This window comes from Ramlibacter sp. bp-362, assembly GCF_054956735.1.
The window spans coordinates 90,659-103,123 of record NZ_JBUDXE010000007.1 but is presented as its reverse complement, the minus strand read 5'-3'; the positions used below and the strand labels follow the sequence as shown (position 1 = coordinate 103,123).

Annotated in this window: 14 protein-coding genes; 7 read left to right on the top strand and 7 right to left on the bottom strand. The window is 70.4% G+C overall.

All coding sequences use genetic code 11. The annotated features are described in order from the left end of the window. The first annotated feature begins 77 nt into the window (after window positions 1–77). The 3 genes from rplS to ACY0MJ_RS11580 all read left to right on the top strand — a co-directional run bounded on the left by rplS (window position 78) and on the right by ACY0MJ_RS11580 (window position 2,288). Window positions 78–467 carry a 50S ribosomal protein L19 gene (gene rplS / locus ACY0MJ_RS11590; RefSeq protein WP_462638615.1) on the top strand — a complete coding sequence of 130 codons (390 nt, stop codon included), beginning with the start codon at window positions 78–80 and terminating at the stop codon, window positions 465–467. Window positions 468–532: 65 nt separating this feature from the next. After that, entirely contained in the window at window positions 533–1,249 is a 717-nt protein-coding gene (locus ACY0MJ_RS11585; RefSeq protein ID WP_462638614.1) for a CoA pyrophosphatase, read from the top strand. 43 nt (window positions 1,250–1,292) lie between these two features. Then, complete coding sequence (locus ACY0MJ_RS11580; RefSeq protein WP_462638613.1) at window positions 1,293–2,288, top strand: CobD/CbiB family protein; 996 nt, start codon at window positions 1,293–1,295, stop codon at window positions 2,286–2,288. 89 nt (window positions 2,289–2,377) lie between these two features. On the opposite strand, the gene trxC is transcribed toward ACY0MJ_RS11580, so the two are convergent. The 4 genes from trxC to ACY0MJ_RS11560 are packed head-to-tail and all read right to left on the bottom strand — an operon-like array spanning window position 2,378 to window position 5,386. After that, window positions 2,378–2,830, bottom strand: coding sequence for a thioredoxin TrxC (trxC, locus tag ACY0MJ_RS11575; RefSeq protein ID WP_462638612.1), 453 nt, complete (start codon window positions 2,828–2,830; stop codon window positions 2,378–2,380). Window positions 2,831–2,888: 58 nt separating this feature from the next. Beyond that, a complete protein-coding gene (gene rsgA, locus ACY0MJ_RS11570; protein WP_462638611.1) occupies window positions 2,889–3,809 on the bottom strand; it encodes a ribosome small subunit-dependent GTPase A in 921 nt (306 codons plus the stop codon). 12 nt (window positions 3,810–3,821) lie between these two features. After that, window positions 3,822–4,127, bottom strand: coding sequence for a 4a-hydroxytetrahydrobiopterin dehydratase (locus tag ACY0MJ_RS11565; RefSeq protein ID WP_462638610.1), 306 nt, complete (start codon window positions 4,125–4,127; stop codon window positions 3,822–3,824). Beyond that, window positions 4,124–5,386: a M48 family metallopeptidase gene (locus tag ACY0MJ_RS11560; RefSeq protein ID WP_462638609.1), complete on the bottom strand. Its 1,263-nt coding sequence runs from the start codon at window positions 5,384–5,386 to the stop codon at window positions 4,124–4,126. Before ACY0MJ_RS11560 ends, ACY0MJ_RS11565 begins: the two co-directional genes overlap by 4 nt. Before the next feature lie 34 nt (window positions 5,387–5,420). On the opposite strand from ACY0MJ_RS11560, the gene orn reads away from it, so the two are divergent. Together orn and ACY0MJ_RS11550 are read left to right on the top strand one after the other, a co-directional pair. Next, window positions 5,421–6,002, top strand: coding sequence for an oligoribonuclease (gene orn, locus ACY0MJ_RS11555; RefSeq protein WP_462638608.1), 582 nt, complete (start codon window positions 5,421–5,423; stop codon window positions 6,000–6,002). Window positions 6,003–6,215: 213 nt separating this feature from the next. Further along, the gene (locus ACY0MJ_RS11550; RefSeq protein WP_462638607.1) at window positions 6,216–7,739 is read left to right on the top strand and encodes a DEAD/DEAH box helicase; all 1,524 of its coding nucleotides are present in this window, start codon (window positions 6,216–6,218) and stop codon (window positions 7,737–7,739) included. 255 nt (window positions 7,740–7,994) lie between these two features. Here ACY0MJ_RS11550 and ACY0MJ_RS11545 read toward each other — a convergent pair whose 3' ends face one another. From ACY0MJ_RS11545 to ACY0MJ_RS11535, 3 genes are all read right to left on the bottom strand, one after another. Further along, a complete protein-coding gene (locus ACY0MJ_RS11545) occupies window positions 7,995–9,224 on the bottom strand; it encodes a multidrug effflux MFS transporter (protein ID WP_462638606.1) in 1,230 nt (409 codons plus the stop codon). A gap of 63 nt (window positions 9,225–9,287) precedes the next feature. After that, window positions 9,288–10,538: a glucose-1-phosphate adenylyltransferase gene (glgC, locus tag ACY0MJ_RS11540; RefSeq protein ID WP_462638820.1), complete on the bottom strand. Its 1,251-nt coding sequence runs from the start codon at window positions 10,536–10,538 to the stop codon at window positions 9,288–9,290. Window positions 10,539–10,712: 174 nt separating this feature from the next. Next, complete coding sequence (locus ACY0MJ_RS11535) at window positions 10,713–10,847, bottom strand: hypothetical protein (protein WP_462638605.1); 135 nt, start codon at window positions 10,845–10,847, stop codon at window positions 10,713–10,715. A gap of 125 nt (window positions 10,848–10,972) precedes the next feature. Between ACY0MJ_RS11535 and ACY0MJ_RS11530 the strand changes: the two genes are divergently transcribed. Both ACY0MJ_RS11530 and ACY0MJ_RS11525 read left to right on the top strand, forming a co-directional pair. Beyond that, window positions 10,973–11,362 (top strand): hypothetical protein, encoded by a 390-nt coding sequence (locus ACY0MJ_RS11530; RefSeq protein ID WP_462638604.1) that lies wholly within the window; start codon window positions 10,973–10,975, stop codon window positions 11,360–11,362. Between the two features lie 88 nt (window positions 11,363–11,450). Next, window positions 11,451–12,461, top strand: coding sequence for a tetratricopeptide repeat protein (locus ACY0MJ_RS11525; RefSeq protein ID WP_462638603.1), 1,011 nt, complete (start codon window positions 11,451–11,453; stop codon window positions 12,459–12,461). Window positions 12,462–12,465: the final 4 nt, after the last annotated feature.

The window sequence follows — 12,465 nt, the reverse complement described above, 5'->3', positions numbered from 1 at the left end:
CCCGGCCGTCCAGCCGCAGCCCGCCCAGGGTGCCAACGGACCTTCAGCGTAGCGCGGGCACGATCCCAGAGGTAGCAATGAACCTGATCCAGACCCTCGAGCAAGAGGAAATCGCCCGCCTGGGCAAGGACATCCCCGAGTTCGCCCCCGGCGACACGGTGATCGTTTCCGTCAACGTCGTCGAAGGCAGCCGCCGCCGCGCGCAGGCCTACGAAGGCGTGGTCATCGCCAAGCGCAACCGCGGCCTGAACAGCGCGTTCACCGTGCGCAAGATCTCCAGCGGCGAAGGCGTCGAGCGGACCTTCCAGACCTACAGCCCCCTGATCGCCAAGATCGAGGTCAAGCGCCGCGGCGACGTGCGCCGCGCCAAGCTGTACTACCTGCGCGAGCGCAGCGGCAAGTCGGCCCGCATCAAGGAAAAGCTGGCCCGCTCCCAGAAGACGACGGCGGACACCGCCGCCGAATAAGCGGGAGCCGCTCCCGGACCAAGCCGCCGCCGGCCACCAGCTCGCGGCGGCTTTTCCATTCCGCCATGCCGATCGACCCGTCCGCCACCATCCCGCCCGACACGCCGCTGTCGAAGCTGCCGAACTTCGATCCGCGCCTCGCGCCCGTGGTCGGCGTGGACACGGGGCTGCCGCCCGTGGCGCCGGCGCGGCTCTCGCCCGAGGCGCTGCGGCTGCGCTTCGCGCAACCGCCGGCGTGGGAGCCCGAAGTGCGCGGCGAGCGCCGCTTCACCGACCGCCAGCCGGCGCAGGCCTCGGTGCTGGTGCCCATCGTGATGCGCGAGCGGCCCTCGGTGCTGCTGACCGAGCGCACGGCGCACCTGACCACGCACCAGGGCCAGGTGGCCTTTCCCGGCGGCAAGCGCGACGCGACCGACCCGGACGCGACGCACACCGCGCTGCGCGAGGCGCAGGAGGAGATCGGCCTCGACCGCTCCATGGCCGAAGTGATCGGCCAGATGCCCACCTACACCACGGGCACCATGTTCATCATCACGCCCGTGATCGCGCTGGTGCGGCCGGACTTCCACCTCGCGCTCAACCCCTACGAGGTGGCCGACGCCTTCGAGGTGCCGCTGGACTTCCTGATGGACCCGTCGCACCACCGCCGCCACGCCATCGAGCTGAGCGGCGTGCGCCGCGAGTGGTTCTCCATGCCCTACGCCGACGCGCGCAAGGAACGCTTCATCTGGGGCGCGACGGCGGCGATGCTGCGCAACTTCTACCGCTTCCTCGCGGCCTGAGCTCCGCCGAAGGGAGGAGGGGAGGCGTCGTTATCATCGCGCCATGTCTTTCTTCGCGATCCTGTTCGCGCTGTTGATCGAGCAGGTGCGTCCGCTGGGCGCGCACAACCCGATCCATTCGGCGCTGCGGGTGTGGGCGCGCTGGGTGAGCCGCAACTTCGACGCCGGCCGGCCGGTGCACGGCTGGGTGGCCTGGGTGCTGGCGGTGATCGTGCCGGCGGCGGCGGCGACGGCCATCCACTGGCTGCTCGTCGCCTTCGTCGGCTGGCCCGCGGGCATGGTGTGGGGCGTGATCGTGCTGTACGTGACGCTGGGCTTCCGCCAGTTCAGCCACCACTTCACGGCGATCCGCGATGCGCTGGAGGCCGGCGACGAGATCCGCGCGCGCCAGGCGCTGGCGCTGTGGCAGCGCGTGGACGCGAGCGAGCTGCCGCGCAGCGAGATCGTGCGCCACGTGATCGAGTTCTCCGTGCTGGCCGCGCACCGCCACGTGTTCGGCGTGCTGGCCTGGTTCTCCGTGCTCGCGGCCTTCGGCCTGGGGCCGGCGGGGGCCGTGCTCTATCGCATGGCCGAATTCGTGGCGCGCTACTGGCGCCACCGCAGCCGCACGCAGGTGCAGCCGGCGAGCGAAGCGCTGCAGTCGGCCGCGGCGGGGGCCTGGACGGCGGTGGACTGGCTGCCGGCGCGCTTCACGGCCGTCGGCTTCGCGGTGGTGGGCAGCTTCGAGGAGGCGATCGACTGCTGGCGCAACTACGCGCAGCGCTTCCCGAACGACAACGACGGCGTGATCCTCGCGGCGACCTCGGGCGCCGTGAACGTGCGCCTGGGCGGCGAGGCGCTCAAGCCGGTGTTCGCGCCGGACGGCTCGACCTTCCAGGCCGCGGGCGTGGGCGGGGAAGCGCCCGCGGACACGGCCAGCACGCCGGGGCGCGAGGCCGAGATCGCGCACCTGCGCAGCATCGTGGGGCTGGTGTGGCGCTCGGTGGTGTTGTGGATGGTGCTGCTGGCGCTGCTGACGCTCGCGCGCTTGCTGGGTTAGCTGGGGTTCGCTGCGCTCACCGCCAGCCTACGAGTGCGGTCGGGTGGCGGCCTTCGTAGGCTGGTGGTGAGCGCAGCGAACCCCAGCAATCACGCCATCGAAGGCGCGCGCTGCATCGCCGAGCGCGTCCAGCGCACAATGTCCGCCGCCCCCATCGCCCCCGCCTGCCGGGCCACCTCGCGGCCGCCGACGAACAGCGCGAGCGTCGGGATGCTACGGATGTTCAGGCGCGCGCCGACGCCCTGCGCTTCGTCCGTGTTCACCTTCACGACCTGCACGCGCGGCTCCAGCTCCGCGGCCGCCTGTTCGAACGCGGGCGCCATCATGCGGCAGGGGCCGCACCAGGGCGCCCAGAAATCCACCAGCACGGGCAGCTGGCTGCGGGCGATGTGGCGCTCGAAGTCGGTCGCGTCGAGGTTCACCGGGTGGCCGGTGAACAGGGGCTGGTGGCAACTGCCGCAATCCGGCTCGTGGTCCAGGTCTTCCGACCGGACCCGGTTGGTGGTGTGGCAATGCGGACAGACGACATGCAGCTGGCTCATGGGTGGAAACGCGCCTCCTTCCCACGCAGATGCGGCCACGCGCGGCGCCTGCAAGAGCCTAGTAGCGCCGGTGGGAAAGTTCCTCGAAGAGCGTCCGGTAGATCCGGTAACGGCTGGGCTCGATGCGGTCCGGCGGCGCGCCGGGCTGCTCCGCCACGGCCGCGATGACGCCACAGCCGGGCTCGTGGAGATGCGTGCAGTTGTAGAAGCGGCACTCGGCCACGTGGGGCTTCAGGTCCGGCATCAGCGCGGGGAGCTGCATGGGCTCGATGTGGTACAGGCCGAACTCCTGGAAGCCGGGCGAGTCGATCAGCGCCGTCTGCTTCTCCGCATCGACCCAGTACCAGGTGGTCGCCGTGGTCGTGTGCTTGCCCGAGTTCAGCGCCTGCGAGATCTCGCCCGTGAGCGCCTGCGCCTGTGGCACCAGCAGGTTGACGAGCGTGCTCTTGCCCGCGCCCGAGGGCCCCAGCACCAGCGTCGTCTTGCCGCGCAGGTGGCGCAGCAGGTGTTCGCGGTCGGTGTCCTGGGACAGCCGCAGCGACAGCGGTAGCACGCCGTAGCCCATGTGCTGGTAGGGCCGCAGCCGCGCCCAAGCGCGCTCGAAGGGCTCGACCAGGTCGCTCTTGTTCAGCGCGACGAGGGGCGTGATGTGCTGCGCCTCGGCGGCGACCAGCGCGCGCGCGAGCTGCATCTCCGAGAACTCCGGCTCGGCCGCGATCAGCACCAGCACCTGGTCGAGGTTGGCGGCGAAGGACTTGGTGCGGATCTCGTCGCGCCGGTAGAACAGGTTGCGCCGCGGCTGCACGGCATCGATCACGCCCTCGTCGCCGCTGGGCTGCCACTGCACGCGGTCGCCCACCACCGCCTCGTTCTTCTTGCCGCGCCAATGGCACAGGCGCCGCGTGCCGTCGGCGGACTCCACGAGGCAGTGCCGCCCGTGGCTGGCCACCACCAGCCCGTTTCCGGCGAGCTCAGCCAAGCGCGGCCATCCTCATGCCAGCAGGGCGTCGCAGCGGGCGGCGCATTCGAAGTCGGCGTCCGAGATGCCCTGCAGCGAATGCGTGCTGAAGCGCACCACGCAACGGTTGTAGTGCACCGACAGGTCGGGGTGGTGGTCCGCCGCGTTCGCGATGAAGGCGAGCGCGTTCACGAAGGCGATCGTCCGGTAGTAGTCGGGGAAGCTGTAGCTCTTCTCGATGGCGACATCCGGCCCGTCGCCCGAGAGCTTCCAGCCGGGCAGGTCCGCCAGGCGCTTGACGATCTCCGTGGGCGTGAGGGCCCGCCTCGGCTGGCTCATGCGGCCGCTCCCAGGCGCGCCAGCCGCTCCGACGCCGGCGGGTGCGAGTAGTAGAACTTGACGAAGACGGGATCGGGCGTGAGCGTCGAGGCGTTGTCCTCGTAGAGCTTCAGCAGCGCGTTGCCCAGCTCCTGGCCGCTGGTCTGCGCCGCGGCGAAGGCATCGGCCTCGAACTCGTGCTTGCGCGAGAACTGCGCCATGAGCGGCGAGATGAAGTAGGTGAACACGGGCACCGCCAGCATGAACAGCAGCAGCGCCAGCGCGTCGTTCGGCGCGTCCAGGTTGGGACGCACGCCCAGGCCGGTGTAGAACCAGACGCGGCTCGCCAGCCAGCCGAGCAGGGCGAAGCCCGCGAAGCTCAGCGCGAACAGGGCGACCACGCGCTTGACGATGTGCTTGTGCTTGAAGTGGCCCAGCTCGTGCGCCAGCACCGCGTCCACCTCGGCCGGCGACAGCTTGGCCAGCAGCGTGTCGTAGAACACCACGCGCTTGGCGGCGCCGAAGCCGGTGAAGTAGGCGTTGCCGTGGGCGCTGCGCTTGCTGCCGTCCATCACGAACAGGCCCTTGGCCGCGAAGCCGCAGCGCTGCATCAGGGCCGTCACGCGGGCCTTCAGCGTCTCGTCCTCCAGCGGCTGGAACTTGTTGAACAGCGGCGCGATGAAGGTCGGATAGACCACCAGCAGCAGGAGGTTGAAGGCCATCCACACGGCCCAGGCCCACAGCCACCACCAGGGACCGGCCGCGCCCATCAGCCAGAGGATCAGCGCCGCGATCGGCAGGCCGATCACGGCCCCGAGCAGCGCCGCCTTGGCGAGGTCGGCCAGCCAGAGCTTCCAGGTGATCTTGTTGAAGCCGAAGCGCTCCTCCACCACGAAAGTCTGGTACAGCGAGAAGGGCAGTTCCAGCAGGCCTCCGATCACGGCGAAGGCGGCGAGCAGGGCGAGTTGCTGGATCATGCCGGTGCCGAGAGCGTGCACCAGCGCCTGGTTCAGCGCATCGAGACCGCCCAGCAGCGTCCAGGCGAGGAGGACGGCCGCGCCGAAGGCGGTCTCCAGCAGGCCCACGCGTCCCTTCGCCACCGTGTAGTCGGCGGCCTTCTGGTGCGCGGCCAGCGACACGGTGCCGGCGAAGGGCGCGGGCACGGCGTCGCGGTGGCGGGCGACGTGGCGCATCTGGCGCGTCGCCAGCCAGAACTTCACGACGAGGCCCGCCACGAGAAAGGCAGCGAAGGCCAGCGTCAATGCGGAGGAGGGATCCATGCTGGAATCTTAGGGCATCGGCGACAATGGACGGATGGCAGAACCCACCCCGTCCACCGCCGCCACGCTGGCGAAAAGCGACCAGAACCTCGTCTGGCTCGACTGTGAAATGACCGGCCTGGACCCGGAGCGGGACCGGATCATCGAGATCGCGGTGGTGGTCACCGGCCCCGACCTGCAGCCGCGCATCGAAGGGCCGGCGATCGCCATCCACCAGAGCGATGCGCAGCTGGACCTGATGGATTCCTGGAACAAGAACACGCACGGCAAGAGCGGCCTGACCGACAAGGTGCGCGCCTCCACCGTCACCGAGGCCGAGGCGGAGCGCCAGGTGCTGGAATTCATCAGCCGCTACGTGCCCAAGCAGGGCAGTCCCATGTGCGGCAACAGCATCGGCCAGGACCGCCGTTTCCTGGTGAAGTACATGCCCACGCTGGAAGCCTGGTTCCACTACCGCAACCTCGACGTGAGCACGTTGAAGGAGCTGGCGCGGCGCTGGCGGCCGGACGTCTGCAGCGCCTTCAAGAAGCGGCAGCTGCACACCGCGCTGGCCGACGTGCACGAGTCCATCGACGAGCTTGCGCACTATCGCGAGCACTTCCTGCGGCTCGCGTGAGACCGAGGGGATGCGGGAAAACCCGAAACCTGCGATAATCGCAGGCTTGCTGCTTCAGGGCAGCTGAATCGCGCATCTGCCTTCTCGCACCGGGCCGCTCCGCCAGAGCATGGAAGCCCGCAGGCCACACGGCCTGTCGTCGTTGGAATGGTTGATGTTCTCCAACCATTTCGATGACGGCGCACCCGCCCGGGTGACGCCGCGTGGACTTTCATGACCGAACAAGACATCACGCTGGCGCCGGCCCAGCAGGACACCTCCATGCCCAATGGCTTCGCCGTGCTGGGCCTCGCCCCCGAACTGCTGGCCGCGGTGGCCGACCTGGGCTTCACCCAGCCGACCGCCGTGCAGCAGCAGGCCATCGGCCGCGCCATGGCGCAGGCCGGCGCGGGCGCCACCTTCAACGACCTGATGGTCTCCAGCCAGACGGGCAGCGGCAAGACCGCCGCCTTCCTGCTGCCGGTGCTGCACACGCTGATCCAGCAGAAGGCCGACGCCGCCGCGGCCGAACAGCAGGCCCGCGCCGACGCGCTGGCCCGGGGCGAGACGCCGGCGCCGCGCGCCGCGCGCAAGAACCCGCTGAACGCGCGCCACTTCAAGCCCGCCGTGCCCGGCGCGCTGGTGCTGTGCCCCACGCGCGAGCTCGCGCAGCAGGTGGCGCACGACGCCATCGACCTGGTGAAGCACACGCGCGGCCTGCGCGTCGCCAACGTGGTGGGCGGCATGCCCTACCAGATGCAGATCGCCCGCCTGCAGAACGCCGACCTCGTCGTCGCGACGCCGGGCCGCCTGCTGGACCTGCAGCGCTCGGGCCAGATCAAGCTGGACCAGGTGCAGTTCCTCGTCGTCGACGAGGCCGACCGCATGCTGGACCTCGGCTTCGCCGAGGACCTGGAGGCGGTGCACCAGCTCACGGCCAACCGGCGCCAGACCATGATGTTCAGCGCCACCTTCGCGCCGCGCATCCAGCAGCTCGCCACCCGCGTCATGCGCGCGCCGCAGCGCATCCAGGTGGATTCGCCGCAGGAGAAGCACGCGAACATCAAGCAGGTGCTGTACTGGGCCGACCACCCGCAGCACAAGCGCCAGCTGCTGGACCACTGGCTGCGTGACAAGAGCATCGACCAGGCGATCGTGTTCGCGAGCACCCAGATCGAGTGCGACGGCCTCGCCGCCGACCTGCAGCAGGAAGGCTTCAGCGCCGTGGCGCTGCACGGCGCCCTGTCGCAGGGCTTGCGCAACCGGCGCCTGATGGCGCTGCGGCGCGGCCAGGTGCAGATCCTGGTGGCGACGGACGTGGCCGCGCGCGGCATCGACGTGCCCACGATCACGCACGTGTTCAACTTCGGCCTGCCGATGAAGAGCGAGGACTACACGCACCGCATCGGCCGCACCGGCCGCGCGGGACGCGACGGCCTGGCCGTCACCTTCGCCGAGTTCCGCGACCGCCGCAAGATCGGCGACATCGAGCACTACAGCAAGCAGCGCTTCCAGGCGGAAGTGATCCCGGGCCTGGAGCCGAAGCAGCGCTTCGCCCCGCCGCCGGCCCGCGCCGGCTTCGGCGGCAAGCCGGGCCGCCCCGGCGAGCGCCGCCACGCCAGCGGAGACCGCAACGGCTTCGGCAAGCACACGGGCTTCGGCGCGAAGTCCTTCGGCCCCCGCGACGACCGCGGCGGCCGGCGCGAGGGCGGCTTCGGCGGCCAGCGCGATCGCGGCTTCGACGGCCGGACGCGCTGACCGTCATCCCCGCGTGAGGAGCGCAGCGTACGTGGGGACCCAGGGGTTTGAAGAGAGCGGCCAGTGGCCGCTCTTTTTTTTTTTGGCGAGGCAATACAAAACTACCGGACGCAAAAGTCGCGAAGGTTTCGCAAAAGTCGCAAAGGATTTCCTTTGTTCAAAGGCTGTTCTTTTGCGATCTTTGCGCAATCTTTGCGACTTTTGCGTCCGGAAGTCCGGAAGTCCGGAAGTCCGGAAGTCCGGAAGTCCCGTGAGCTACGCGATCGCCGCGCGCCCCGTCTGCGGCCACCTGCGCTTCACCACCAGCCAGGCCACCAGCCCCACGCCCATCATCAGCAGCGACGCCACCGCCAGCTGGCGCGTCGAGTCCATCACCAGCGGCGCGATGACGCCGGCGACGATGCCGTTGGCCGTGGAGCCGATGAAGGCCTGCAGCGACGAGGCCATGCCGCGCCGCTCGGGATAGAGGTCCAGCACCAGGAGCGTGACCACCGGCACCATCAGCGCCCAGCCGAAGGCGAACACCGCGATCGGGACCAGCGCCCAGGCGGCGCGCGCCGGGAACAGGAAATTCGCCGCCACGTTGGCGATCGACACCGAGAACATCACGAGGAAGCCCCAGCGGATCTGCAGCTTGGGCGGGATGCGGCCCGCCAGCCGCCCGCTCGCGAACGAGCCGGCCATGATGCCGCTGATGGTGAGGATGAAGAACCAGAAAAACTCGGTGGGCGCCAGGTGCAGGTGCTGCCCCAGGAAGGCCGGCGCGGACAGCACGTAGAGGAACATGCCGTTGAAGGGGATGCCGCTCGCCAGCGCCAGCAGCAGGAACTGCGGGCTCGATCCCAGCTGCCAGTAGCCGCGCATCAGGTTGCGCACGTTGAAGGGCTGGCGATGCGTCACGTGCAGCGTCTCCGGCAGCAGCTTCCAGTTGGCGATCCACAGCGCCACGCCCACGGCGGTGAGGAACCAGAAGATGCTGTGCCAGCCGGCGTGCACGAACAGCCAGCCGCCCACGATGGGCGCGACCGCCGGCGCGACGCCGAAGTAGATGGTCACCTGGCTCATGACCTTCTGCGCCTGGTCGGGCGGGAACATGTCGCGGATCACGGCGCGCGACACGACGATGCCGGCGCCGGTGGACAGCCCCTGCAGCGCGCGGAAGAACACCAGCTGCCCGATGTTCTGCGCCAGCGCGCAGCCGATGGAGGCGACGGTGAAGACGGCGATGCCCCACAGCACCACCGGCCGGCGGCCGAAGCTGTCCGACAGCGCGCCGTGCAGCAGGTTCATGAAGGCGAAGCCGAACAGGTAGGCCGACAGCGTCTGCTGCATCTGCACGGGCGTGGCGCCGATCGCCTGCGCGATGCCGGAGAAGGCCGGGATGTAGGTGTCGATGGAGAAGGGCCCCAGCATGCCCAGGAGGGCGAGCAGGGCGGCGAGCGCCCAGCGCGGGGCGGTCCAGATCTGTTGGGCTTGGGGATTCATGCGGAAGCGGGCGAACGTGCGGTTGTACCAAACCTCACGCCCGCGCGCTGCCGCCGGGGCCGGTCAGGCGCGCGTCAGCATCTCCGGCGTCACCAGCACCACGCCGGTGTCGCTGCGATGGAAGCGCCGGGCGTCCTCCTCGGCGTCCTCGCCGATCACCGTGCCTTCCGGGAGCACGCAGCCGCGGTCGATCACCACCTTCGTCAGGCGCGAGCCGCGGCCGATCACCGTGTCGGGCATGATCACCGCCTCGTGGATGGTGCAGCAGGCGTCCACCTTCACGTTGGAGAACAGCACCGCGCGGCGGATGTTGGATCCCACCACGACGCAGCCGCCGGAGATCAGCACGTTGGAGGTCTCGCCGTTCAGCCCGCGCTCGTCGGGAACGAACTTCGCCGGCGGCAGCTGCTCCTGGTAGGTCCAGACGGGCCAGGCGCGGTCGTAGAGATTGAGCTCGGGCACGTCGGTGGTCAGGTCCAGGTTGGCGGCCCAGAACGCGTCCACCGTGCCGACGTCGCGCCAGTAGGGGCGCTGCCGGTTGGTCGCGGGAATGCTCGACAGGTTGAGCGGGTGCGCGAGCGCGCCGCCGTCCTTCACGATGCGCGGGATCAGGTTCTTGCCGAAGTCGTGCTCGGAGTTCTCGTCGGCCCCGTCCTGCTCCAGCAACTGGTACAGGTACTCGGCGCCGAACACGTAGATGCCCATGCTGCCCAGGGCCTTGTCGGGCTTGCCGGGGATGGCGGGCGGGTCCTTGGGCTTTTCCAGGAAGGCGGTGATGCGCCGGTCGGCGTCGACGTGCATCACGCCCAGCGCCGTGGCTTCCATGCGCGGCACCTCGATGCATCCGACCGTGCACTTGGCGCCGCTTTCCACGTGGTCCAGCAGCATCAGGGAGTAGTCCTGCTTGTAGATGTGGTCGCCGGCCAGCACCAGGATGTACTCCGGCCCGTAGGCGCGCAGGATGTCGATGTTCTGCGTGATGGCGTCGGCCGTGCCGCGGTACCAGAAGGCTTCGTCCATGCGCTGCTGCGCCGGCAGCAGGTCGATGAACTCGTTCTGCTCGCCGCGCAGGAAGTTCCAGCCGCGCTGCAGGTGCCTCAGCAGCGAATGCGACTTGTACTGGGTGAGCACGCCGATGCGGCGGATGCCCGAGTTGATGCAGTTGGAGAGGGCGAAATCGATGATGCGGAACTTGCCGCCAAAATAAACCGCCGGCTTGGCCCGGCGGTCGGTGAGCTCCATGAGCCGCGAACCGCGGCCGCCGGCGAGCACCAGCGCGATCGTGCGCTTGGGCAGTTCGCGCCCGAGGATCATCCGTTCCATCGCCGCGTCGCGTCCTTCACCTTCGACCGCTTCCAGAATGCTCAGGTTTTCCTTCATGGCCGTGATCCCCCTGTAAGCCCGACGTCACTGTCGGTCCAAGGCGCGAACGGCCATGTAGGACGCAGCCGCCTTTCCGCGACGAGCGGCAGGCAGCCGGGCGCCGCATCAGGCGGCGGTGTGCGTGCGGCGCCGGTCGCGGGACGGATGCCGCCCCGTGCGCTTCTCGACCAGGGCGGAAACGCCGAGCAGTGCGGCGCAGGCGCCCAGGACGAGGATGAAGGTATTCAGGATCTCGATCATGTTCGTTGGGATGGCGGGCGCGCGCCGCGTTCGTAGGACGGCGCCGCAAGCGGACGAAAGGCCGCGCCGGCCGCGGCCCCGCGGTGGCCCGGCGCGGCTAGCATCCGCCCTCCAAGGAGACCGCCATGCACGCCGCCAACCGACTGGGCCTCGTGTTCCTGCTGCTGATCGCCTGCTTCCTGGCGCTGGTGGGCTACGCCGCCGCCAGCCTGGTGCTGGCCGGCGAGCGGCTGCTGGCGGCGGCGGTCGCGCTGGCGGGGCTGGCCGGCGTGGTCGGCGGCGTGCTGGTGTGGCTGCTGGCCCGCGAAGAGGGCGACGTGCAGGAGCCGGCGGAGGTCGCTCCCCCGGCGCAGCCGCGGCCCCAGGCGCTGCCGCAGCTCGCGCGCGCGCCGTTGCGGGTGCAGACCATGCCGGTCGCCAACCTGCCGCCGGCCTACCTGGCGGCCGTCATGAAGGGCGCCCACGCGCGGCTGGACGCGCTGAAGGCGCAGGCCGGGCAGCCGGACGCGCGGTAAATAAGTCGCAAGGGCAGGCGCGCATCGCCGCTTGACCGCGGCGCGGCGCTCGCATGCAATGGCCGCTCCCCGGCCCCGCGAGTCCGCCATGCAAGCCTCCCCGTCCCCCACCGCCAGCCGGCTGCAAAGGCTGGCCCGCTACCTGCAGGAAGACCCGCACAACATGGCCCTGCTCGCCGAGGCCTGCGAAGCGGCCATCGGCTGCGGCGAGCATGCGCAGGCGATGGCGTACCTGGCCACCGCGGAACGCATCGCGCCCGCCGCCCCCGAGTGGCGGCTGCGCCGCGCGCACCTGTGCATCGCCACCGGCGAACTGGCGCAGGCCGCCGAGCTGCTGGAGGAACTGCGCGCCGCCTGCGGCCCCGATCCCGCCCTGCTGCACGACCTCGCCCACGTGCGCCTGCTGCAGGGCGACGCGCGCGCCTGCCACGCCTTGCTCCAGCCCTGGATGGATGAGGACGCCGGCGACGCGCGGCGCATGACGCGCGAACAGCGCGAGCTGCTGCAGCTGCCCTGGCTGCGCGCCTGCCACCGCCTGGACCGGCTCGACGAGGGCTGGGCCTGGGTCCAGCGCGAACAGGCGTCCGGCACGCTGGCCCCCGCGGCCGCCGGCGCCGCCAGCCTGATCGCGGCGGACCTCGAACAGTTCGACGCCGCGTTGCCGCTGGCGCAGCAAGCGCTGGCGGCGGACGCCGGCCAGCCCGAGGCCCTGGTCGCAACGGGCTCCATCGCGCTGGTCGCCCGCAACCCGGTCCAGGCGCGCCACCACCTGGAGCAGGCACTGGAACGCAGCCCGGGCGACGCCCGCATCACGGCGCTGCTCGGATTCGCCGGCCTGCTGGCGCGCGACCTGCCGGCGGCGCGCACGCACCTGGAACACGCGGCCCAGGCGCTCCCGGACCACGCGGACACCTGGCAGGCGCTGGGCTGGACGCGGCTGCTGCAGCGCGAGCGCGAAGGGGCGGCGGCGGCGTTCCGCACGGCCATGTCGCTGGAAGAAGGCGCGGCGCCATCGCACGCACGCCTGGGCCTGCAGATCGCCGCCGAGGCGCCGGACGCCGACCTGGATCGGCTGGTGAAGGAAGTGCTCGCGGGCTAGAAGG

Bases quoted from the DNA above. Each gene is read 5' to 3' on its own strand.
- ACY0MJ_RS11525 (WP_462638603.1), top strand. From the start codon at position 11,451: ATGCAAGCCTCCCCGTCCCCCACCGCCAGCCGGCTGCAAAGGCTGGCC.
- glgC (WP_462638820.1), bottom strand. From the start codon at position 10,538: ATGATCCTCGGGCGCGAACTGCCCAAGCGCACGATCGCGCTGGTGCTC.
- trxC (WP_462638612.1), bottom strand. From the start codon at position 2,830: ATGAGCCAGCTGCATGTCGTCTGTCCGCATTGCCACACCACCAACCGG.
- ACY0MJ_RS11535 (WP_462638605.1), bottom strand. From the start codon at position 10,847: ATGATCGAGATCCTGAATACCTTCATCCTCGTCCTGGGCGCCTGCGCC.
- ACY0MJ_RS11530 (WP_462638604.1), top strand. From the start codon at position 10,973: ATGCACGCCGCCAACCGACTGGGCCTCGTGTTCCTGCTGCTGATCGCC.
- ACY0MJ_RS11580 (WP_462638613.1), top strand. From the start codon at position 1,293: ATGTCTTTCTTCGCGATCCTGTTCGCGCTGTTGATCGAGCAGGTGCGT.
- rplS (WP_462638615.1), top strand. From the start codon at position 78: ATGAACCTGATCCAGACCCTCGAGCAAGAGGAAATCGCCCGCCTGGGC.
- ACY0MJ_RS11560 (WP_462638609.1), bottom strand. From the start codon at position 5,386: ATGGATCCCTCCTCCGCATTGACGCTGGCCTTCGCTGCCTTTCTCGTG.
- ACY0MJ_RS11585 (WP_462638614.1), top strand. From the start codon at position 533: ATGCCGATCGACCCGTCCGCCACCATCCCGCCCGACACGCCGCTGTCG.
- ACY0MJ_RS11550 (WP_462638607.1), top strand. From the start codon at position 6,216: ATGACCGAACAAGACATCACGCTGGCGCCGGCCCAGCAGGACACCTCC.
- orn (WP_462638608.1), top strand. From the start codon at position 5,421: ATGGCAGAACCCACCCCGTCCACCGCCGCCACGCTGGCGAAAAGCGAC.
- ACY0MJ_RS11565 (WP_462638610.1), bottom strand. From the start codon at position 4,127: ATGAGCCAGCCGAGGCGGGCCCTCACGCCCACGGAGATCGTCAAGCGC.
- ACY0MJ_RS11545 (WP_462638606.1), bottom strand. From the start codon at position 9,224: ATGAATCCCCAAGCCCAACAGATCTGGACCGCCCCGCGCTGGGCGCTC.